The 22,135-nt window shown below is 60.9% G+C and carries 20 protein-coding genes; 16 read left to right on the forward strand and 4 right to left on the reverse strand.

From position 1 onward, the window contains the following. The first annotated feature begins 13 nt into the window (after nt 1-13). Nucleotides 14-2,107 carry a penicillin-binding protein 1C gene (pbpC, locus tag GTW23_RS08865; protein WP_252915594.1) on the forward strand — a complete coding sequence of 698 codons (2,094 nt, stop codon included), beginning with the start codon at nt 14-16 and terminating at the stop codon, nt 2,105-2,107. 22 nt (nt 2,108-2,129) lie between these two features. On the opposite strand, the gene GTW23_RS08870 is transcribed toward pbpC, so the two are convergent. Next, entirely contained in the window at nt 2,130-3,065 is a 936-nt protein-coding gene (locus tag GTW23_RS08870) for a LysR family transcriptional regulator (RefSeq protein WP_152008779.1), read from the reverse strand. A 163-nt stretch (nt 3,066-3,228) separates the two neighbouring features. Between GTW23_RS08870 and chvE the strand changes: the two genes are divergently transcribed. The 7 genes from chvE (at nt 3,229) to GTW23_RS08905 (ending at nt 11,558) form a co-directional block, all read left to right on the forward strand. Then, a complete protein-coding gene (gene chvE / locus GTW23_RS08875; RefSeq protein ID WP_152008780.1) occupies nt 3,229-4,293 on the forward strand; it encodes a multiple monosaccharide ABC transporter substrate-binding protein in 1,065 nt (354 codons plus the stop codon). Between the two features lie 96 nt (nt 4,294-4,389). Beyond that, nucleotides 4,390-5,910, forward strand: a complete 1,521-nt coding sequence (mmsA, locus tag GTW23_RS08880; RefSeq protein WP_252915430.1) for a multiple monosaccharide ABC transporter ATP-binding protein — start codon at nt 4,390-4,392, stop codon at nt 5,908-5,910. Nucleotides 5,911-5,914: 4 nt separating this feature from the next. Further along, nucleotides 5,915-7,138, forward strand: a complete 1,224-nt coding sequence (mmsB, locus tag GTW23_RS08885; RefSeq protein WP_252915431.1) for a multiple monosaccharide ABC transporter permease — start codon at nt 5,915-5,917, stop codon at nt 7,136-7,138. Nucleotides 7,139-7,197: 59 nt separating this feature from the next. Next, a complete protein-coding gene (gene araD / locus GTW23_RS08890; RefSeq protein ID WP_252915432.1) occupies nt 7,198-8,940 on the forward strand; it encodes an L-arabinonate dehydratase in 1,743 nt (580 codons plus the stop codon). Further along, nucleotides 8,937-9,878, forward strand: a complete 942-nt coding sequence (locus GTW23_RS08895; RefSeq protein WP_252915595.1) for a Gfo/Idh/MocA family protein — start codon at nt 8,937-8,939, stop codon at nt 9,876-9,878. Before araD ends, GTW23_RS08895 begins: the two co-directional genes overlap by 4 nt. 60 nt (nt 9,879-9,938) lie before the next feature. Further along, the gene (locus GTW23_RS08900; protein ID WP_252915433.1) at nt 9,939-10,856 is read left to right on the forward strand and encodes a dihydrodipicolinate synthase family protein; all 918 of its coding nucleotides are present in this window, start codon (nt 9,939-9,941) and stop codon (nt 10,854-10,856) included. 81 nt (nt 10,857-10,937) lie between these two features. Then, entirely contained in the window at nt 10,938-11,558 is a 621-nt protein-coding gene (locus GTW23_RS08905; RefSeq protein ID WP_152008786.1) for a glutathione S-transferase, read from the forward strand. Between the two features lie 57 nt (nt 11,559-11,615). Here GTW23_RS08905 and GTW23_RS08910 read toward each other — a convergent pair whose 3' ends face one another. Continuing rightward, nucleotides 11,616-12,875 (reverse strand): NAD(P)/FAD-dependent oxidoreductase, encoded by a 1,260-nt coding sequence (locus GTW23_RS08910; RefSeq protein ID WP_252915434.1) that lies wholly within the window; start codon nt 12,873-12,875, stop codon nt 11,616-11,618. A 149-nt stretch (nt 12,876-13,024) separates the two neighbouring features. Between GTW23_RS08910 and GTW23_RS08915 the strand changes: the two genes are divergently transcribed. The 4 genes from GTW23_RS08915 to GTW23_RS08930 all read left to right on the forward strand — a co-directional run bounded on the left by GTW23_RS08915 (nt 13,025) and on the right by GTW23_RS08930 (nt 17,053). Further along, nucleotides 13,025-13,555: a 2Fe-2S iron-sulfur cluster-binding protein gene (locus GTW23_RS08915; RefSeq protein WP_382263699.1), complete on the forward strand. Its 531-nt coding sequence runs from the start codon at nt 13,025-13,027 to the stop codon at nt 13,553-13,555. Then, nucleotides 13,552-14,529: an FAD binding domain-containing protein gene (locus GTW23_RS08920; protein ID WP_252915435.1), complete on the forward strand. Its 978-nt coding sequence runs from the start codon at nt 13,552-13,554 to the stop codon at nt 14,527-14,529. Before GTW23_RS08915 ends, GTW23_RS08920 begins: the two co-directional genes overlap by 4 nt. A gap of 1 nt (nt 14,530) precedes the next feature. After that, nucleotides 14,531-16,738 (forward strand): xanthine dehydrogenase family protein molybdopterin-binding subunit, encoded by a 2,208-nt coding sequence (locus GTW23_RS08925; protein WP_252915436.1) that lies wholly within the window; start codon nt 14,531-14,533, stop codon nt 16,736-16,738. Nucleotides 16,739-16,822: 84 nt separating this feature from the next. Further along, nucleotides 16,823-17,053, forward strand: coding sequence for a hypothetical protein (locus GTW23_RS08930; RefSeq protein WP_152008790.1), 231 nt, complete (start codon nt 16,823-16,825; stop codon nt 17,051-17,053). Here the strand turns inward: GTW23_RS08930 and GTW23_RS23550 are convergent. Further along, on the reverse strand, nt 17,035-17,187 hold the full coding sequence (locus GTW23_RS23550; protein WP_382263694.1) for a hypothetical protein: 153 nt from the start codon (nt 17,185-17,187) through the stop codon (nt 17,035-17,037). The two genes, GTW23_RS08930 and GTW23_RS23550, sit on opposite strands and share 19 nt — an antisense overlap. A gap of 53 nt (nt 17,188-17,240) precedes the next feature. Between GTW23_RS23550 and ligD the strand changes: the two genes are divergently transcribed. Next, the gene (ligD, locus tag GTW23_RS08940; protein WP_252915437.1) at nt 17,241-18,353 is read left to right on the forward strand and encodes a DNA ligase D; all 1,113 of its coding nucleotides are present in this window, start codon (nt 17,241-17,243) and stop codon (nt 18,351-18,353) included. Nucleotides 18,354-18,393: 40 nt separating this feature from the next. On the opposite strand, the gene GTW23_RS08945 is transcribed toward ligD, so the two are convergent. Further along, nucleotides 18,394-18,795, reverse strand: coding sequence for a DNA-binding transcriptional response regulator (locus GTW23_RS08945; RefSeq protein ID WP_252915438.1), 402 nt, complete (start codon nt 18,793-18,795; stop codon nt 18,394-18,396). Nucleotides 18,796-19,012: 217 nt separating this feature from the next. Between GTW23_RS08945 and GTW23_RS08950 the strand changes: the two genes are divergently transcribed. The 3 genes from GTW23_RS08950 (at nt 19,013) to GTW23_RS08960 (ending at nt 22,125) form a co-directional block, all read left to right on the forward strand. Beyond that, nucleotides 19,013-19,228 (forward strand): hypothetical protein, encoded by a 216-nt coding sequence (locus GTW23_RS08950; RefSeq protein ID WP_152008793.1) that lies wholly within the window; start codon nt 19,013-19,015, stop codon nt 19,226-19,228. Nucleotides 19,229-19,454: 226 nt separating this feature from the next. Continuing rightward, nucleotides 19,455-20,276: a phosphatase PAP2 family protein gene (locus tag GTW23_RS23485; protein ID WP_252915439.1), complete on the forward strand. Its 822-nt coding sequence runs from the start codon at nt 19,455-19,457 to the stop codon at nt 20,274-20,276. Nucleotides 20,277-20,439: 163 nt separating this feature from the next. Further along, nucleotides 20,440-22,125 carry an ArnT family glycosyltransferase gene (locus GTW23_RS08960; protein WP_252915440.1) on the forward strand — a complete coding sequence of 562 codons (1,686 nt, stop codon included), beginning with the start codon at nt 20,440-20,442 and terminating at the stop codon, nt 22,123-22,125. Nucleotides 22,126-22,135 lie beyond the last annotated feature (10 nt).

Consider the following 22,135-nt stretch of genomic DNA (forward strand, 5'->3'; position numbering starts at 1 on the left):
GTCCGCGGCCGGCATGCGCCCATGGCGGCGGGCAGCCACCGTGCTGGTCGCCCTGATGCTCCTGACCGGTTTTACCGCCCTGATGCTTGACCGGCTGGATCGGGCCTTTCCGCCACCTCTGGATCAGGCCGCCGATGTTTCGCGGGGGGTTCTTGACCGGAATGGCAAGCTGTTGCGCGCCTATACAACCGAAGGGGGCGTCTGGCGGCTTCCGGTGCCGCTCGATGCGGTGGATCCCGACTACATCGACATGCTGATTGCCTATGAGGATCGCAGGTTTCGTAGCCATCCTGGCATTGATCCTGTGGCGCTGGTGCGGGCCGCAGTTCAACTGGTTCTCAATGGCGGGCGCATTGTTTCAGGCGGATCGACCATTACCATGCAGCTCGCCCGGCTGATCGAGCCGCGCGGCGAACGCTCGGTGATCGCCAAGCTAAGGCAGATGGCGAGGGCCTTGCAGATCGAGCGGCGGATGAGCAAGGACGAGATCCTCTCGCTCTATCTGACGCTTGCCCCCTATGGCGGCAATCTCGAGGGGGTCAGGGCCGCAAGCCTCGCCTGGTTCGGGCGGGAGCCGAAGAAACTGACGCTGTCGCAATCGGCGCTGCTTGTTGCCCTGCCGCAATCGCCCGAATCAAGGCGTCCGGACCGTCACCAGGCGCAGGCGCGGCTGGCGCGAAACCGGGTCCTCTCCCGAATGAGTGCAGCCGGGCTGATCCCCGAAAGCGAAATCATGCGGGCCTCGGGGACGAAGATCCCGGACCGCCGCATGACGATGCCGGACCTGGCCGCGCACACGGCAGACCTCGCGATCCGGACACGACCCGATGCCAATGTGATTGCGCTGACGCTCGATGGCGCGGTTCAGGAACGGCTTGAATTGCTTGCGACCGAGACCGCAGGCAGGCTTGGCCCCAGGCAGTCGCTCGCCATGGTGCTGGCCGATGCCGCAACCGGCGAGATCCTGGCGAGCGTCGGTTCCACCGGCCACCTCGATACGGGCCGCACCGGCGCCATAGACATGACCCGCGCCATACGTTCGCCCGGCTCGACGCTGAAGCCGTTCATCTACGGGCTGGCCTTCGAGGATGCGCTGATCGCGCCGGAGACAATGATTGACGACACGCCGGCGGATTTTTCCGGATACCGGCCGCGCAATTTCGATCGCGGTTACATGGGTGAAGTCAGCATTCGCGAGGCGCTTCAGTTTTCGTTGAATGTTCCTGCCGTGCGTTTGCTTGAAGCGGTGGGTCCGCAACGGCTGCTGTCCCGGTTCAGGCGCGGCGGGATTCAACTGGAACTGCCGCCCGGCGGCACACCAGGGCTGGCGATCGGTCTGGGTGGAGCCGGGATAAGCCTTCGCGATCTGGTCCAGCTCTACAGCGCTTTTGCCAACAACGGCACAGCACGGATGTTGCGGGATGGCACGGAAGGCACCCCCCAAAATCTTTTCGATCAGCCGGTGATTGCGGCGGACGCCGCGTGGCGCGTCGCCGAGATCCTGTCCGGTGTCACCGCGCCGCAGGGCGCACCTCGCATTGCCATAGCTTACAAGACCGGAACGTCCTACGGCTATCGCGATGCCTGGGCAGTGGGCTTCGACGGGCGCCATGTGCTCGGAGTCTGGGTCGGGCGAGCCGATGCCGCGCCGGTCCCAGGTCTTTCGGGGATCGAGACCGCGGCGCCGCTGCTTTTCGAGGCCTTTGTGCGGAGCGGGCTGGACCGGGTGGACTTTCCGGAAGCCCCGCGCGGACTCGTGGCGCGGGGACGCGACAGCCTGCCGTATGCGCTGAAGAAGTTCCGCAGCACCGATAAGGTAGCGAATGTGTCCGCCGGTGGGACTTTGCCGCCACAGATCGTCTATCCGCCGCAGGGAGCGCGCGTGGCGCTCGGTTCAGGCGGGGCGGGGCCACTGATGCCGCTGGTCATCAAGCTGCAGGGCGGGTCGGGGCCCTACCGGTTGATCGCCAATGGCGAGGCGCTGCCGAAGTCCACACGGCGCCGCGTGCTGAACTGGACCCCTGACAGTCCGGGAGCATCGACGCTGACGGTGATGGATGCAAAGGGCAGGGCGGCAAGCGTCAGCGTGTTCATCGACGCACGTTGATCCGCCGGACGGCATTTCAGGGTTAAGCTGCCGGGGTGTTCATTGCGGCAAAGACAAGTTCGCGCAGGCGCGTTGCGACCGCGCTGATGATGACGTTCTTGCGGGAGATGAGATAGTAGGGACTGACCAGGATCTGCTCCTGGGGGCCGACAATAGCCAGACCGCCTGCGAGCTTGTTTGCGACAAACAGATCCGCCACCGGTCTCGGCGTCGGCGCCAGCGCGTCGGATGAAGCGAGATAGGAAATCATCACCAGCATGGATGTGGTGTTGACGATGTCGACAGGCAGATCGACGCCCGCGGAGACGAAAACCGATTCAACCGCCTGGCGCAGCGGTGTCTGCGGAGCCTGGACGACCCACTCATAGGCAGCGAGTTCCTCGAGCGGTGCCGTCGGGTTCTGCGCAAGCGGGTGGCCGGCCCGGGTCATGAAACAGATATCCTCGTGCCTACCCGGACGCACCTCGAGCTGGCGCTTGTCATAACTCGGCGGTATCCGCGAGAGAACAAAATCATATTCACCGCGGAACAGGCCTTCGACGAGCGCGTCACTGGGGGCGACATCGACGTGGATGTCGGCTCCGGTGGCCGTCTTCTTGAGCTGCTGGATAGCCGGCACCACAAAGGCAACCGCGCCATCGGTAACCGAGCCGACCCGCGCCGTGCCTGCCAGGCCCTCGCTCACGGACGATATCTCCCTGAGCGTCCGGTCAAGGCCGTTGAGCAGGTTGTGGCCGTTGCGGATCAGGGTCTCGCCAACCGGCGTAGGTGTCATGCCCTTGGGATGACGCAGGAATACCGGACCACCGACCGCGCGCTCAATGTGCGCAAGCATGCGGGATGCGGCGGGCTGCGAAAGAGCCAGCTGCTCGGCCGCAAGACCAAGCTGGCCGGTTTCGTGGATCGCCTGGATCAGGCGGAAGTCCTTGAGTTGCAGGTTGCGGGAGGAAGGTGCCATCTTCTGCTTATCAATTTTGGTATGCAGAATGTCAATCTATTCATTTGAAATGCATGATGAAGTCCCGCTACCCTGCGCTCGGGTTCAAATGGATCCTTATGGTCGGCAGGGTCGGACTTCCGAGGAGGAGGGCCGCTGCATGGCATTGTCTCGGGAGGACTTTATGAAGAAGCTTACATCTATTCTGGCGACAGTGGCGCTTGGCGTCGGTCTTATTTCGACGCCTGTTATCGCCCAGGACAAGGGCACTGTCGGTATCGCCATGCCGACCAAATCATCCGCGCGCTGGATCTCCGACGGAAACTCGATGGTCGAGCAGTTTACCGCCGCCGGCTACGCCACCGATTTGCAGTATGCAGAGGATGACATTCCCAACCAGCTGGCGCAGATCGAGAACATGATCACCAAGGGTGTGGATGTTCTGGTGATTGCCGCCATTGACGGTACCACGCTGTCGAATGCGCTCGAAAATGCCGCCGCATCGGGCATCAAGGTGATTGCCTATGACCGGCTGATCCGCGAAAGCGGCAATGTCGACTATTATGCCACCTTCGATAACTTCAAGGTCGGCGTGCAGCAGGCCAGTTCGCTGGTTGACGGCTTGAAGGCCCGCTTTGGCGAAGGCCCCTACAATGTCGAATTGTTCGGTGGCTCGCCGGACGACAACAATGCCTTCTTTTTCTACAACGGCGCGATGAGCGTTCTGCAGCCGCTGATCGATTCCGGCAACGTGGTCATCGTCTCCGGCCAGATGGGCATGGACAAGGTCGGCACGCTTCGCTGGGATGGCGCGGTGGCGCAGGCCCGCATGGACAATCTTCTGTCCGCCCACTACACCGACATGCCTGTTCATGGCGTGCTCTCACCCTATGACGGACTTTCGATCGGCATCCTGTCCTCGCTCAAGGGCGTTGGCTACGGTTCCGGCGACCTCAAAATGCCGATCGTGACCGGCCAGGATGCCGAGGTGCCGTCGGTCAAGTCGATCCTGGCGGACGAGCAGTATTCGACCGTGTTCAAGGACACCCGCGAGCTTGCCCGCGTTACCGTGGGCATGGTCGAAGCGCTGCTGCAGGGCGGCACTCCGGAAATCAACGACACCTCGACCTATGACAACGGCGTCAAGGTGGTTGAATCCTACCTTCTGGAGCCGGTTTCGGTCGACAAGTCGAACTGGGAGGAGATCCTCATCGGTTCTGGCTACTACACGATGGATCAGATCAAGTAGGCTGTCCCAAGCAGCCGGCATGCCGTCCGGGCCGCGCCTGTTTCCGCGCGCGGCCCGGGCTCTGACCTCCAATTCCATCGATACTGAGACCGAGCCATGAAACCGCTTCTGGAGATGCGCTCCATTACCAAGACCTTCCCGGGCGTCAAGGCGCTCAACGAGGTCAACCTGACCGTGATGGAAGGCGAGATCCATGCGCTGGTAGGCGAAAACGGAGCGGGCAAATCGACACTGATGAAGGTTCTCTCGGGTGTCTATCCGGCCGGAACCTATGAAGGCGAGATCCATTACGACGGCGCTCGAGCTCAGTTCTCCGGAATCTCGCAGAGCGAAGGCGTCGGCATCATCATCATCCATCAGGAGCTGGCACTGGTTCCGCTGCTGTCGATTGCCGAGAACCTGTTCATCGGAAATGAATGCGCGACCAGGGGCATCGTCGACTGGCACGAGACGTTCCAGCGCACCGAGGCGCTGTTGAAAAAGGTGGGACTCTCGGAAGCACCCGGCACACTCGTCGACCGCATCGGCGTCGGCAAGCAACAACTGGTCGAAATCGCCAAGGCGCTGTCCAAGGATGTGCGCCTGCTGATCCTGGACGAACCGACATCGGCGCTCTCCGAGAAGGACAGCCAGGCGCTGCTCGACCTGCTTCTCGAACTCAAGCAGCAGGGCGTGACATCGATCATCATCAGCCACAAGCTCAACGAGGTGAGAAGCATAGCCGATCGGGTGACCGTAATCCGCGACGGCGCAACCATATCGACCCTTGATGCCGACAGCGACGAGATCACCGAGGACCGGATCATTCGCGACATGGTCGGGCGCGACATGGCGCAACGGTTTCCGGAGCGAGAAAGCAATCCCGGCGAGATGCTGATGGAAGTGCGCAACTGGAATGTCTGGCACCCGGAACACACCGAACGCCAGGTCATCCGTGACGCCTGTTTGAACGTCCGGGCGGGAGAGGTGGTCGGCATTGCCGGGCTGATGGGGTCAGGCCGCACCGAACTGGCGATGAGCATCTTCGGCAAGAGCTACGGGCGGCGGATCTCGGGCGAAGTGCTGGTTGACGGGGCGCCGGTGGATGTCTCCACCGTCGATCGCTCGATTTCTGCGGGCCTTGCCTATGTGACCGAGGACCGCAAGCATCTCGGCCTCATTCTCGATGAAACCATCCAGCGCAACATCACGCTCGCCAACCTTCCGGAAGTGGCGTCGGTCGGGGTGATTTCGGAAGCCCAGGAAATCAATGTCGCGGAAGGCTTTCGCAAGGCGATCAACATCCGCACTCCGGGCGTGTTCCAGAAGGTCGGAAACCTGTCGGGGGGCAACCAGCAGAAGGTGGTGCTGTCCAAGTGGCTCTTTGCCAATCCCAAGGTGCTGATCCTGGACGAGCCGACACGCGGTATTGATGTCGGCGCAAAGTACGAGATCTACGGCATCATCAACAAGCTCGTCGCCGACGGCAAGGGCGTGCTGATGATTTCGTCTGAAATGCCCGAGCTGTTGGGCATGTGTGACAGAATCTATGTGATGAATGAAGGCGCCCTCGTGGGCGAGCTGACCGCCGCGGAAGCGAGCCAGGAACGCATCATGTCCTTCATCGTGAGGAGTTGAGACAATGGCGAGCGAAGCCGCTGATACCCAGGACAACCAGCAAGGCCGGTCGGCCGGGCAATACCTCGCCAATCACCTGCGCGACTACGGCATGGTGCTGGCGCTGATCGCCATCATGGCGTTCTTTCAGGTGATGACCGACGGCACATTGCTCAGACCGGTCAACATCACCAACCTGTTCCTGCAGAACAGTTACATCATCATCATGGCTCTGGGCATGCTGCTGGTGATCGTCGCCGGCCATATCGACCTTTCCGTGGGGTCGGTGGTTGGCTTTGTCGGGGCACTGGCGGCAGTGATGATGGTCAACTGGGAATGGTCGATCTACCTGACCATTCCCGCCTGCCTGATGGTCGGCATCCTGATCGGGGCGGCGCAGGGCTACTGGATCGCCTATTGGCGCATTCCCTCCTTCATCGTGACGCTCGCCGGCATGCTGGTGTTCCGCGGGGCGTCGCTGTGGTTGCTCGAAGGGCAATCGGTGGGGCCGTTTCCGCGACAGTTCCAGGCGCTTTCCACCGGATTCATTCCCGATCTTCTGCCTTTCGTCAAAACCATCTTCGGTGTCGAGCGCATGAACGGGTTCGCGGTCGTCACCGGTCTGGTGATCGCCGGCCTGATCGTCTGGCTCGGCTTGCGGGCCCGGGCCCGCAACTGCGCCTACGGCATGGCTGCCGAACCCATGAGCTTCTTCATCCTCAGAAACCTGCTGGTGGCGGGGGCGATTGTCTTCGTGTCCTACAAGCTTGCCACCTTCCGCGGCCTTCCGAACGTGCTCATCACCATGGGCTTGCTGACCATCATTTATGCATTCGTGACGGAATCGACGGTTCTCGGCCGTCGCATCTACGCTCTCGGCGGCAACGAAAAGGCAGCCAAGCTGTCGGGGATCCGCACAGAGCGGCTGACCTTCCTGACCTTTGTCAACATGGGCATGCTGGCGGCGCTCGCGGGACTTATCTTTGCCGCCCGGCTCAACACCGCGACGCCGAAGGCCGGCGTCTCGTTCGAGCTTGACGTGATCGCAGCCGTGTTCATCGGCGGCGCGTCGATGTCGGGCGGTGTCGGCAAGATCGTCGGCGCCGTCGTCGGCGCCTTCATCATGGGCGTGATGAACAACGGCATGTCGATCATGGGCATCGGCATCGACTACCAGCAGGTGATCAAGGGCCTGGTGCTGCTCGCGGCCGTCATTTTCGATGTCTACAACAAGAACAAACAAAGCTGATCCGAAAGGAAGACACCGCTCGCGGCCACACTGACGGCTGCCGCGGTTCTGGAAACACCATGACATTCAAACCAGCACATTGGCCGCGAAGGCTGCGCTCCCAGGAATGGTTCGGCGGAACCGGCCGCGATCAGATCTATCATCGGGGATGGATGAAGAACCAGGGCTTTCCCCATGAAATGTTCGATGGGCGGCCGGTGATCGGCATCCTCAACACCTGGTCGGAACTCACGCCGTGCAACGCGCATCTGCGCGATCTGGCCGAAAGGGTGAAACATGGTGTGCTGGAAGCCGGCGGTTTTCCGGTGGAGGTTCCGGTGTTCTCCGCCTCAGAGAGCTCGTTCCGCCCGACCGCGATGATGTTCCGTAACCTTGCGGCGTTGGCGGTGGAGGAAACCATTCGCGGCCAGCCGATGGATGGGGTGGTGCTTCTCGTTGGTTGCGACAAGACAACGCCAAGCCTCCTGATGGGAGCCGCGTCGACCGATCTGCCGTCGATCGTCGTGACCGGCGGGCCAATGCTCAATGGCTATTTCCGCGGCGAGCGGGTTGGCTCGGGCACGCATCTGTGGAAGTTTTCGGAAGCCGTGAAGGCCGGCGAAATGTCGCCGGAAGATTTTCTCGAAGCCGAAGCCTCGATGTCGCGCTCGCCGGGCTCCTGCAACACCATGGGAACTGCATCTACCATGGCCTCGATGGCCGAAGCACTCGGCATGGCGCTTTCGGGCAACGCGGCGATCCCCGCGGTTGACAGCCGCCGGCGGGTCATGGCGCAGATGTCGGGCCGCCGCATCGTCGACATGGTCAAGGATGACCTCAAGCCGTCCGACGTGATGACCAAGCAGGCGTTTGAAAACGCCATCCGGACCAACGGTGCCATCGGCGGATCTACCAATGCCGTCATCCACATGCTGGCGATTGCTGGTCGGGTCGGCGTAGATCTGACGCTGGATGACTGGGACCGGTGCGGACGTGATGTGGCGACGATCGTCAATCTGATGCCGTCGGGCAAGTATCTGATGGAAGAGTTCTTCTATGCCGGCGGCCTGCCGGTGGTGCTCAAGCGCCTGGGTGAGGCGGGTCTACTCAACAAGCATGCGATGACGGTCAGCGGAACCGCGATCTGGGACGAGGTCAAGGATGCGGTCAACCACAACGAGGAGGTGATCCTGCCGGTCGAGAAGGCGCTGACGGCGCAGGGCGGGATTGCCGTTCTCAAAGGCAACCTTGCGCCGCGTGGCGCCGTGATCAAGCCGTCTGCCGCATCGCCGCATCTGCTCAAGCACCGCGGCCGCGCGGTGGTGTTCGAGGACATCGACGACTACAAGGCCAAGATTAACGATGACGCGCTCGACATCGACGAGACCTGCGTAATGGTGCTGAAGAATTGCGGACCGAAGGGATATCCGGGCATGGCCGAAGTCGGCAACATGGGACTGCCGCCGAAGATTCTGAAGAAGGGGATCACCGACATGGTCCGGATTTCGGATGCGCGAATGTCGGGCACCGCCTATGGCACAGTGATCCTGCACACATCCCCGGAAGCGGCGGATGGCGGGCCGCTGGCGGTTGTGCAGAATGGGGACATGATCGAACTGGATGTTTCTGCGCGCAGCATCCGGCTCGACATATCCGACGAGGAACTGGCGACACGGCTCGGCAAATGGAAACCGGGCGAGACCAAGCCAGTCTCAGGCTACGCCTGGCTGCACCACACCCATATCGGCGGCGCCGACACTGGCGCGGATCTCGATTTTCTCGTCGGATGCAGAGGTTCACCAGTCGGAAGGGATTCACACTGATGCCATTCAAGATTGCTCTGGCGGGAATAGGCAAGATCGCCCGCGACCAGCATGTGCCGGCGCTCGCGGCGTCAGCGGACTGGGAACTGGCCGCAACCGTCTCGCGGCATGGAACGGTTGAAGGGGTCGAAGCCTTCGATGATTTCGACACGATGCTTCAGGCACGGCCGGACATCACCGTCGTATCACTATGCATGCCGCCGGTGCCGCGGTTCGACTATGCGAAAGCCGCGATACGCGCAGGGCGTCACGTGATGCTCGAAAAGCCACCCGGCGCAACGCTGTCCGAGTGCCATGCGCTCGAGGCACTGGCACGCAAAGCCGGCGTCTCGATCTATGCGAGCTGGCATTCGCGGGAAGCGGCCATGGTAGCGCCGGCAAAAGCCTGGCTGGCCGGCAAGAGGCTCAAGAGTCTCGTGGTGACCTGGAAGGAAGACGTGCGCAAATGGCATCCGGGCCAGACCTGGATCTGGCAGGCGGGCGGGCTCGGGGTCTTCGATCCGGGTATCAATGCACTCTCGATCGTCACGGAAATTCTTGCTGATCCCATCCATGTCTCAGCATCTGAACTGCTGGTTCCGGAGAACTGTGAAACGCCGATCGCGGCAAATATTCGCTTCAACCACCCGCACGGAGCAGAGGTTTCCGCCGAATTGGATTTCCGCAAGGAAGGCGACCAGTTCTGGAACATCGCGATTGAAACCGATCAGGGCAGCCTGGTGCTGTCGGAAGGCGGGGCGACGCTATCCATCAACGGCGTGGTTCAAAGCGCCGCTACCCACGACAACGCGCTTCAGGGGGAGTATCCGCGGCTCTATGCCCGGATGGCCAGGCTGGTGCGGGCAGGGGCGATCGACATGGATCTGGCGCCGATGGCGCATGTGGCAGATGCGTTTCTGCTCGGCAAGCGGATCACCGTCGAAGCGTTTGTCGAGTAAGCCTGCCAGGGATAGCTGCCCGCCAGTTCGCCCGATGCCAATTCCCGAAAGGACTATGAGATGAAGCAACCGCTCGCCAACATTCTCCCCGTGGCTCCGACACCGTTTCATCCGGACGGACGCGTGGACGAGGACGGGATGCGCCGGGTGATCGACTGCATGATCGATCAGGGGGTGGATGCGATCTGCATTCTGGCGAACTATTCCGAGCAGTTCCTGCTGTCGGATGACGAGCGCAGCCTGCTGATGCGGTTGAGTCTCGAGCATGCGGATGGCCGGGTACCGGTGATCGTCACCACAAGCCATTTCTCGACGCAGATCGCGACGCAGCGGGCACAGGCGGCGCAATCGATGGGCGCATCGATGATCATGATGATGCCGCCCTATCACGGTTCCGGGCTGTACCCCGCGCCGCAGGGAATCTTCGAGCATTTCGAAGCCGTGAGCAACGCCATCTCGATCCCGATCATGGTGCAGGACGCACCCCTGTCCGGGGTCACCATGCCGGTCGACTTGCTGGCGCGGCTCGCCCGCGAGCTTGAAAACGTGTCCTATTTCAAGATCGAATGCCCCTTTGCCGCCGACAAGCTGGCCGCTCTGATCGAGGCCGCCGGAGACCACATCGACGGACCGTTCGACGGAGAAGAAGCGGTGACGCTGCTTGCCGATCTTGACGCCGGCGCCACGGGCACGATGACCTCTGCGATGTTTCCCGAACTGATCCGGCCGATAGTCACCGAGTACCGGGCCGGCAACAAGGATGCGGCGCTGGCCCAATGGCAGAAATGCCTGCCGCTGATCAATCACGAGAACCGCCAATGCGGATTGCGTGCGGCCAAGGTGGTGTTCAAGGAAGGCGGGGTGATCGGCAGCGACCATGTACGCCACCCGCTCAAGCCGATGTCGGAACGTACCCGGACACGCCTGCTCGAACTCGCCAGGGATCTCGATGTGATGGCGTTGAGGTGGGGCAAATAGCCTTTGCTGCAGCCGGAGGTGACCGGATGGCAACCCCGCCACATTTGAAATCCGGGCCGAGTTTGCTACAGCAGGAGCGTGATGACGCCCGTTCTTTACTCCTTTCGCCGCTGCCCCTACGCGATCCGCGCCCGTCTAGCCATCTTGTCGGCGGGGCTTGAGGTCGAATTGCGCGAAGTCGTGTTGCGGGACAAACCGTCTGCCTTTCTGGAAGCCTCTCCGAGCGGAACGGTTCCCTGTCTTGTCAACGCCGGTGAGGTGATAGACGAGAGCCTGGACGTGATGATCTGGGCCCTGAAACAACATGATCCCGAAGGCTGGCTGTCGATGCCGCAAGCGGGTTACGGGCTGATTGCCGAGGTGGACGGCCCCTTCAAGCACGCACTCGACCGGACCAAGTATGCCGACCGCTATCCGGGCACTGACCCGGAGCAGCAGCGCAGCGTGGCCGCCGGTTTCCTGAACCAACTCGACGCGACGATCGACCACTGGATCTTCGACGGCCCGAGCCTTGCCGATTTCGCCATCCTGCCCTTTGTCCGCCAGTTCGCCTTCATCGACAAGGACTGGTTCGATTCACAGTCCTGGCCAAGTCTGCAGGCCTGGCTCGAGCGGTTTCTGGCGTCCGAGCGGTTCGCGCAGATCATGGAGAAGTATCCGCAATGGCAGGAGGGCGATCGCCCGATCGTGCTTGGCCGGTGAAAACCTGATTGACCGTTGCCAGAAGGGGCCGCGAAAGCGGCTGTGCCCTTGCTTCGGTCACGTTTCCGGGAAGCTGAACAGCTCTGCATCCCGATCCTTGCTTCCATTGATTTCGCCCCTGATGATTTCGGCGGCGATCTTGGAGAAGGTGATGCCGTTTCCGCCGAATCCCATCACCGCATAGACGTTTTCAAGACCTGGAACCGCGCCGATGAACGGCAACCCCGTACTCGTATTGCCGAACGGTGAGGCCCACCGGCTGTGAGGCGGATAAAGACGGATCCCGAGCAGGGCTTCGGCCTTGGCGATGATCGTCTGGGTGTTGACGGTCAGCTTGACCGGGTCGTCAAAGGCATCGGCGCTGTCCTCATCCTCGCCGCCGGCGATGATGCTGCCGTCTGCGGCCATGCGGAGATAGAGATAGGGGTCACTGGCCTCCCAGACGAGGTGGTTCTCCAACCAGCCTGGCACAGAGCCTCGCGGCCTTGCAGCAATCGCCCAGGTCGAGATAACCGAATGTTTCCTGCTTTCGAGCCGTTTGAGGAACTCGTAGCCACTGCAGAACACCACATGCCTGGCGGTAATCAGCCGGCCATCGCTGGTCGCGCAGGCAACCCGGTCCCCAAAGGACTGCACATCGGTCACCTCAACCGCACTTGCCAGTTTCAGTCCCCGTGCCTGGGCGATCCTGATCAGCCCAGCCGTCAGTTGGGCCGGGTTTGCCGATGCGGAATCGCTCGAGACGATCGATGCCGGACGATCTATGGCAAATTCCTTCGCGGTTGTATCCCGGTCGAGATATCTGGCCTCGATCCCCGCTTTCTCTCGCAACCCGGCCTCGGTCCGGAGCGCCCGTGATCCAAATTCGTTTCCCGCAAGATACAGCGTGCGCTTGGCCTGCATAGAGCAATCGATCTCGAGGCTGTGGACAAGATCGACCAACGAAGTGACGGCGTCGCGAGAGCGTCTCCATGCACGGATGGCGCTGTCTTCACCGATCTTCCGCGCCAGTTGATGAAGCGGGATATCTATCTCGTGCTGGATCATTGCCGTGCTGTCGAGGCTGCTGCCGCGCACAGGCTTGCGCCTGTCGACCATCATCACATTCCGCGTGCCGTCACACAAATGTTCCGCCACAAGGGCGCCGCTGATGCCGCTGCCGATGATGAGCACATCGCAGGACCCGACTGGCGGTTTTTGATGGTGTCGAACCGAGATTCGCGGTGTCTTCGCCCAGAACGATTTGTTTTCATGGAGTTTTTTCTTCTCCACCAGTGACTTTCTGGCTTCTCTTTCACCGTGGCGATCAAAAGTCATGTGGAATCCTCAACAGGTTGGCTCTGCACAACGGCGGGCGCGATGGATCGTTCCGCGATCGACCGATGGTCCAAAAATTTCAGTTCATGGCGGAACGATTGCAACGGCTGGGAGGTTTACCGTGAGGTTACCGGCGTCTGTCCGGTTCAATGTTTGCAGATGAGGAGGCACACGCCTTGTATCCACTTATGCTGACCGTCAACGGCACGGTTCACGATGTCGAGATCGATCCGCGCCGCTCGCTGCTCGATCTGGTGCGGGAAACGCTGGGCCTGAAGGGTCCCAAAAAGGGATGTGATCATGGCCAGTGCGGCGCCTGCACGATGATCGTCAACGGCCGGCGGATCAACTCCTGCCTTTCGCTGGCAGTGACCCATGAGGGCGACACCGTGATCACGGTGGAAGGGCTTTCAGAAGCCGGCGAACTGCATCCGCTGCAGCAGGCATTCATCGACAAGGATGCCCTTCAGTGCGGTTTCTGTACGCCCGGGCAGTTGTGTTCGGCTGCAGCACTGGTGGACGAAATCCGCGAAGGCTTGCCGAGCGTGGTAACAGGCGAGGTTGGTGTGGCGATGACCAATGAGGAGATCCGCGAACGGATGAGCGGCAACCTGTGCCGATGCGGTGCCTACAACAACATCGTGGAGGCCATCAGAACCGTGTCGGGAGACAAGCGATGAAACCCTTTGATTATCAGCGCCTTGAAACACCAGAGCATCTCGGCCACGTCGAAGCCGGGCGGTTCCTGGGTGGCGGAACCAATCTGATAGATCTGATGAAACACCAGATCGAAACCCCTGATGTTCTCGTCGATGTCACCCGCGCAGGAATGGACCGGATCGAGGAGCGCGGAGACGCTGTGCTTATCGGTTCACAGGTCAGCAACACCGATCTGGCGTCCCATCCGCTGATCCGCAGAGACTATCCGGTGCTTTCGTCTGCGCTTCTGTCAGGCGCGACCCAGCAGTTGCGCAACAAGGCGACGACCGGCGGCAACCTGCTGCAGCGGACCCGCTGCCAGTATTTCTATGACACGGCGCGGGCCTGCAACAAGCGGGAACCCGGCAGCGGCTGCGATGCGCTCGACGGGCTCAACCGCTTTCATGCCATCCTCGGAGCAAGCGAAAACTGTATTGCAGTTCATCCCTCGGATATGGCGGTCGCGATGGCTGCCCTGGGTGCGGTAGTCGTTACACGCAAGCGCGACGGCACGGAAGGCCGGATTCCGGTTACGGAACTGCACAGGTTGCCCGGCGACCGGCCCGATCTCGATCATGTGCTTGATGAGGGAGAGCTGATTGTCGCGGTGGAACTGCCAGCCTCGCCGCCGCGGCTTCAGTCCTACCGGAAAGTTCGTGACAGGTCGTCCTATGCTTTTGCGGTGGTATCAGCCGCGATTGCACTCGATCTTGAGGACGGGCACATGCGCAACCTACGCATTGCGCTGGGCGGCGTGGCGCACAAGCCGTGGCGCGCGACCAAGGCCGAAGCAATGCTGGAAGGCAAGATGCCCGAAGCCGCGCTGTTCATGGAGGCCTTGGAACAGGAGATGGCCGACGCCGAAGGCCATGGGCACAATGATTTCAAAAAGATTCTGGCACCGCGCGTTGTTGTTGCGATGCTGCGGGAGCTGACCGGACTGGGAGGCAATTGAGATGGAACAATCGACCAGCAAGATCATCGGCGAGCCGATGAACCGCGTGGACGGTCCGGCGAAGGTGACGGGCAGGGCCGAGTATGCCGGGGACCATCAGGTGGAAGGCGGTATTGCAGAAGGCTTCATCGTCGAAGCGCCAGCCGCTCCGGGCAAGATTGTGGCACTGGACGTGGCTGACGCGGAAGCCGCCGATGGCGTGGTTTCGGTTTTGACCTACAAGACCGTGCCGCAGCAGAAGCCCTATGGCAGCCCGGAGGACGAGGGACGCTTCACCCAGTCTCACGCCGTGCTTGAGAACGACCGCGTCCGCCACTTCGGCGAACCGGTGGCGCTGGTGGTGGCGGAGACGCTTGAACAGGCACGGTATGCCGCCAGTCTGGTCCGAGTCGAAATCGAAACTGAAGAGGGTGTTTTCAATGCACTCGACCACAAGGATCAGGCGGAAAAGCCGGACAGTGTCGATGGGCTTGATGAAGTGGACACCCAGGATGGAGATTTCGAGACGCAGTTCTCCCAGTCCACACACAAACTGGAGGTAAGCTATCTGACCGGCGCCCAACATGCCTCGGCAATGGAGCCGCATGTCACGGTGGCGCAATGGGATGGCGAGACACTGATTGTCCACATGGCGATCCAGATCGTCGCGTCCGCTGTCTCGGCTTATGCCAACACACTTGGTATCGACGAAGCCAATGTCCGCATCATATCCCCCTTCACCGGGGGCGGCTTTGGCTCGAAGCTCGGGGTACACAACGAGGCAATTCTTGCCGCTCTCGCCGCAAAGCAGTGCGGCAAAGCCGTGCGCGTTGCGCAAACCCGCCGAAACCTGTTTGCCAACGGTCCGCACCGATCACGGCATCTTCAGGAGCTGAAGCTCGGCGCAGACGCCAGCGGCAAGCTCAGGGCTGTCCGCCATTCCTCGCTTGCCTCCATGGCCCGCAACTATCCGTTTGCCGAAGCACCGGCATCGCCAACGCGGGCCAGCTACGCCGCCGATGCAATTCATACCTTCCACCGGATGGTCAAGGCAGACATTCCCAAGGTCGACAGCATGCGCGCGCCTGGAGAAGCCATTGGCACGCTGACATACGAAACAGCCATCGACGAACTGGCAGAAATGTGCGGGGTCGATCCGGTCGAGTTCCGGATCCTCAACGAACCGACACAGGATCCCACAAGCGGGCATGCGTTTGCCGATAGACGGCTTCTGGACTGTATCAGAACCGGGGCCGCCAAGTTCGGCTGGTCCGGCCGGGTCAAACCCGGCAGCCGAATGGCGGGCCGCAAGCTCGTCGGGCGGGGAATGGCCGTCGCCATTCGCCCCAATACGCTGAGCCCTGCACAGGCGGAAGTCAAACTGGCTGCCGATGGCAGACTTGTTGCGCGACTGGACATGACCGATATCGGAACCGGTACCTACACGATCCTCACCCAGATCGCGGCGGAAACACTGTCAATGCCGGCGAGCCAGGTGCTTGTGCAACTCGGCGACAGCCGTTTTCCCGAAACGGCGGGGTCGGGGGGATCGTTTGGAGCGTCCAGTTCGGGCTCGGCGCTGCTCGACGCCTGCGCCAAACTCAAATCGGCGCTGAGTGAACGGCTCACCGAAAGCGGCGTCTCCGCCAACGCATTTGCCATGAAGGACGGCAGGGTCCTGGCAAATGGAAAACGTATCGAACTTGCGGACCTCATCGGTGCTGAAGGTCTGAGCGCGGACGGCGCCGTGGACCCAGACAACCATGCGAAGGGCCAGGCAGACTATTCCTACGGAGTACAGTTCGCAGAAGTTGAAGTCGATGCCGACACCGGAGAAATCCGGGTCAGGCGACTTCTGGGCGTTTTCGATGCGGGACGCATCCTCAACCGCAAGACCGCTCGGTCGCAGCTGATGGGAGGCATGATTTTCGGCATCGGCGGGGCGCTGCTGGAAGAAAGCCTGATGGACGACCGCTTCGGAAGCTTCATGACCCGCGATTTCGCCGAGTACCACATTGCGGTCAACCGGGACGTTCCCGATCTGGAAGTGCACATCCTCGACGGTTACTCCGAACACTCAAACCCGCTGGGAAGCAAGGGGATCGGGGAACTTGGCATCTGCGGCGCGGGGCCCGCGATTGCCAATGCGGTCCATGAAGCGACAGGCGTGCGGGTCCGCAAGTTCCCGGTCCACATGGAAGATCTACTCGACCGCCTGCCAGCAGTTTAGGCCGGCCAGCACCTGTGCATGGCAAAGCAGATCGGAACAACAGCGCAACTTGAGCGTTGGTCAGCAGGAACAAAGGAGAGCGAAATGCGTACACGCACATTCATCGCCGGCATGATCGCCTTGCCACTCAACGCCGTGCTTTTCGGAGCAGGCGCGATCACCGTTCTTTCGATACCCGCACTTTCGCAGAACGCTGTCTACCTGTTGCCTGCCGTCATCATCGCCGGCTTCATTCTGACCGCGCCGCTCGCCTGGATGCTGGCTCCTCGGTTGCGGGCTCGCAAGCTCTATGCAGATCAGGGCACGAACGGCTGATCATTGAGCCGTTCAAACAGGTGAAGACTGGAGTGAACCATGGCCGCACGACCGATCTGGAAGGGGCAGTTACGTTTTTCGCTGGTCTCGATACCGGTGGAAATGTATTCCGCGACGAGTTCGGGCGGGCGCATCAGCTTCAGGCGTTGGCTTCAATGATGCCCACTTTGGAACGCTGTCGGCCCTGATGAACGACAAAAGCCGCCAGACAAGCCCGTTCGAAGATGTACCTGATGATGTTGCGGACTCCGCGCGGTGGCTCCGGCCGGACATGGTCGTCGAGGTGGAGTATGCCGAACTCACCGACCAGGGCATTCTCCGGCATGCCGTGTTCAAGGGTGTACGCGAGGACAAGGAGGGCAGAATGGTCAAACTGGAGAAGCAACCCGAAAATCCGGACAATACAACAACCGTTCTCGGTGTAATGATCAGCAACGCGGATCGCGTTGTCTTTCCCGATGCCGGCTGTACCAAGGGCGATATCGTCGGCTACTACGAAAAGGCATCGGACCGCATGCTCGGGCTGGCCGGGAGCAGGCCGGTTTCCCTGCTTCGTTGTCCGGACGGGCGGGACGGAGACTGTTTTTTTCAGAAGCATGCAGGCAAGGGATTTCCCGATGGCATCGATACGATGGATCTCAAGGAAAGTTCCGGCAAGACCGAGCCGTACATGGTGATCAACCGCCGGGCAGGTTTTGTGGCAGCCGCACAGATGGGCACCATCGAGTTTCACACCTGGGGATCGCGGAAAGACATGCTGGAGAAGCCCGACCGGCTTGTGTTCGATCTTGATCCCGACGAGGGACTGAGCTTCTCGGATGTCAAGGAGGCAGCCGAGGCCATCCGCGCGCTGCTTGACCGGGTCGGTCTCGACTGCGTTCCGATGGTCACCGGGGGGAAGGGGGTTCACGTGATCGTTCCGCTACGCAGAACAGCAGGATGGGAAACCGTATCGGTTTTCTCCCGGACCGTGGCCAGTTACCTCGCATCAAAAGAGCCGGAGCGTTACGTCGCCACGATGTCGAAGGCGAAACGGAAGAACCGGATTTTCATCGACTGGCTGCGCAACGACCGCGGTTCGACGGCGATCGCTCCCTATTCGGTTCGTGCCCGCAAAGGTGCCCCCGTTGCCATTCCAGTGTCATGGAAGGAACTGGCTGGGCTGGAAGCGGCCAACGTTTTCGATATGGGAGAGGCACTCAAGCGTTTCGACAAACCCTGTCCGCTGGACAGCATCCCGGCAAGGCAATCGATATCGCTGGATGTGGTTGATAAGCTGGAGCACTTTATGGGAAGCTAGTCCAGAGCCGGTAATAACATGATCAGTCTGAGCCCGGGCCTCAGACCGGATTACCAGCATGGCCGCCTGCGCCGTCGTGTGTGGGGGCAGGAAAGTGCACCAGTGCGAGCAGGAGTTCGGATAGCCTGTCATAGTCGACCGGCATGGGAAGACAGTCTTCGATACCTGCCCGGCGGGCCACGTCGGATGAATGGTCGTCGCCCAAAGCCACGACCGGAACCGACAGGCGGCGCAGTTCCAATGCAAAACGAAGAGAGAATTCTTTCAGCCGGTGGAAATCAAACACCGCCGCGTCAACCGCACCGGGGTGAAGGCAGTTGTGCGACTGTTCGCCTGGTTTCATAGGCTCGACCGAAAAGCCACGGCCTTCGAGTTCGGACAGCATGTCCACCATCAACATAGGTTCTTCTGCGACAACGAGAATTTTCGGATCTTTTTGCATGCGTACTCCCTCTTTTCCGGCAGCAGATGCCGGCGCGGCAGGCCAGCGGCCGGATAAACGCCGTTTTCTATCCCAATAGATACGTGTTCCTGCGAAGGTATAAAGGCCACGGTTGCATCGGGAGTACACAGTGCACCTATGGCCAATTTGCCGCCGATTGCGTAAGATGCACCAGTTACTAACACCATGCGAAACCCGGCTTTACGGAATTCCTGCGATGTACCGTGAAAGAAATGAACGCCTTCAGATCATGCTGTCGCCAGAGGAACTCTCGGCGATTGACGATTGGCGTTTCAAGTTGCGCATGCCCAGCCGGGCTTCCGCTGTGCGCGAGCTGTTGCGCCGCGGACTTCAGTCCGAAGGTGTGGAGATCGCCGAGATCAGCGATAAATCAAGCGATTTCGGGGTACTTGAAAAACGCAGCGACGAGTAAAAGGCCGGTACGTCACCATGCGCGCCACCGAGCTGCAGTAGCAACTGGTTGATTGCTGTCCACTGTCTTTGCATCATTCGGCATATCGGATAATGTCCCGCGCGGTGAAGTCTGGCAAGCGTGTCCGGATGATTGGCCGAAATGGATTCCCCCGCATCGCCGCACACACTCCGATCCGGAAAGGCGAGGTTGCGCGGCTTTGAAAGAGTGTCTTGATGTGAGCAGCGTGAAATTTACACAGGTGAAAGGGTTCACAAAAAGGATCTACACCCGCGCAGTCAACAATGTACGCTCGAATTTCGGTCTCGCCTTTCGCCGGCGCGCCCGCCGCAAACCCGGGCCTGTCATCTCGCCACTTCTGCTTTGGGAAGTGGTCCTGTTGTGCGTTTTGGGCGGACTGATCTCGATGGTCTGGCTCGACGCTGCGGTTGCTGCCAACAGGGGCAACTACCCCGAGATTGTCGTCTGGATCTCAAACCTGCTGACCCGCCTGGGCAAGTCGGACTGGATCCTGATCCCGACGGGTATAGCGCTGATTGCCTTCGCCCTGATCAACACCGAACTGCTGTCACGGCGCGGCAGGGTCCGGATGTTCCGCTGGATCGTCACACTCAGCTACATCTTCATCGGCGTTGGCCTGCCCTCACTGCTGGCCACCCTGATCAAGCGGGTCATCGGCCGCCCGCGGCCACGGCTGTTCGAAGAGCACGGGTTGTTCGATTTTCATCCTTTCGCCATCGATGCCAGCTTTGCCAGTTTCCCATCCGGGCATTCCACGACCATCGGTGCGATGGCCATGGTGATGTCGCTGCTGGCGCCGCGTTTCCGCCACGTGTTTCTTGTGGTCGGCGTTCTGGTTGGTTTCAGCCGGGTCGGCGTGGGCGCCCATCACCCCAGCGATGTGATCGTCGGCCTGCTGTTTGGCGCCACCATGGCCTATGTGGTGGCAAAGCTGTTTGCAGCCCACGGGCTTCTGTTTCTCGACACACGAGCTAGCGTGCGGATCGGGGTTCGGCCCGCTTTTCGGTTGCGCCGGCATTTCGAATAGGGCAAACCCGTCTCGGACGCGTTCAGGGATCCGGAAACCGGCAGCGTCCAGCGATCTTCCATAGGGGACCTGCACAACGCTTCTGCCCCTCTGGAAAGAGCCTAGACAGGCCCGATTGAGTGTTGCATCCGTCTGACGACGTTTTTTGGGAAGTGAGTGGTGAATGAGCACAGCTGACACCAGCCGCAACGGGGGAACCGGTTCGGCGCTCCTAGTCTCCGTGGCCATTCTTGTCGCTCTTGCCGCGCTGATGCCGACAACAATGTTCTGGGACCGGGACGAGGCATTTTATGCGCGCACGGCAGTCGAGATGCTCGAAACCGGCAACTATCTGGTTCCCCACTTCAACGGAGACATCTTCGCCCACAAGCCACCGCTGATCTACTGGCTGATGGCAGGATCCATGGCGGTGTTCGGTGAAAACGAATTTGCTGCCCGTTTCATCTCAGCCCCGGCCACGGCCGCAACCGCCTTTCTGCTGTTTCTTATCGGCCGGCGGATGTTCGGCACAGCTGCCGGTTTCTGGGCCATGCTGCTCTACCCTTCATCGTTGCTGATAGCCTATCTCGGCGCGACCGCAATGTTGGACGCGACCCTGATCGCCTTCATCTGCCTGGCCATGTGGGCCTATATCGAGGTCGTCTATGATGGCACACGGCCAAAGGCCATGGCCCTTGTGTTCGGCATCGCCATCGCGCTTTCAATGCTGACAAAGGGACCGGTGGGACCAGCCGTGGTGATCCCGGCGGTCGCCATTTCCTGGCTGCTGCTCGACACCACCCGAAGGCCAGCCTTCGGGACCATGGTGCTGTTTGCCCTCTCTTCAATCGGCGGCCTGGGGCTGTTTCTGCTGTGGGCGGTGCCGGCAAACATGATGAGTGGCGGCGAGCTCTACGAAGCAGGCGTCGGCATCCATATTGTCGGCCGCTTCCTGCAACCGATGGAAGGTCATGGCGGCTCCGGATTGCTGGGCTATATCGCCACGCTTCCGGTCTATATCCCGGTCATCCTGGTCGGCATCTCACCCTGGATCATGCATCTTCCGGCTGCCGGGCGCGCTGCCTTTTCAGGCGCGCTCGGCAGCCGCGTTGATCGGATTGTCCTGCTGAGCTGGTTTGCTCCAGCCTTCGTCATCTTCTCGCTCGCGGCCACCAAGCTTCCGCATTATGTCGCGCCGGTGTTTCCGGCACTTGCCCTCGCAGTGGCTGCCTTTCTGGTCCAGCCCGGTCCAATGGGAAAGCAGGTTTGGCTTCGCATCGGGGCCTTGGCCTATCTCGTCTTCACCCTGACGCTGGCTGTGGCCGTCATCGGCTTTGGCGTGGTTGGGTTCGGAGGGCTGGGATGGGGTGCAACGGCACTCATCGGGGTTCTGATCGCCGGCTTCGCCGTGGTCATCTTCCGGCTGCAGTGGAAGGGAGAGTTCAAGGCGGCCACGCGGCTCACTCTCGCCAGCGTGTTTCCGGTGTTGGCCGTTTTGCAATGGGTGGTCGTGCCGCAGGCGGAAACAGCGCTCAAGGTATCAAAACCACTGGCGGAGATCGTCAACGCCACGCGCGCAAGTCACAGCCCTGTCTATACCGTTACTTACCGTGAGCCGAGCCTGATTTTCTATGTCGGGCTTCCCCACGATGAAATCATCGACCTGCTGCCAGCGGATGAAGAAAGCCGGCGCAAGATCCTTTCGGGCCCGGGCGAAAAAATCGTCATTGCCCTTGCAAACCAGGTTGAGGCCATTCAAAACCTGGTGGGCGAGGGCCGTCTGGAGGCGGTCGGTCGCGTTTCGGGGTACAACACCAATTCCGGCGGTCAATTCCAGACGGTTGTGGTGCTCAAGGTCAAGGCCCAATAGGACCATTAAT

It is taken from the genome of Parahoeflea alexandrii, assembly GCF_024105735.1.
Classification (GTDB): Bacteria; Pseudomonadota; Alphaproteobacteria; order Rhizobiales; family Rhizobiaceae; genus Hoeflea; species Hoeflea alexandrii.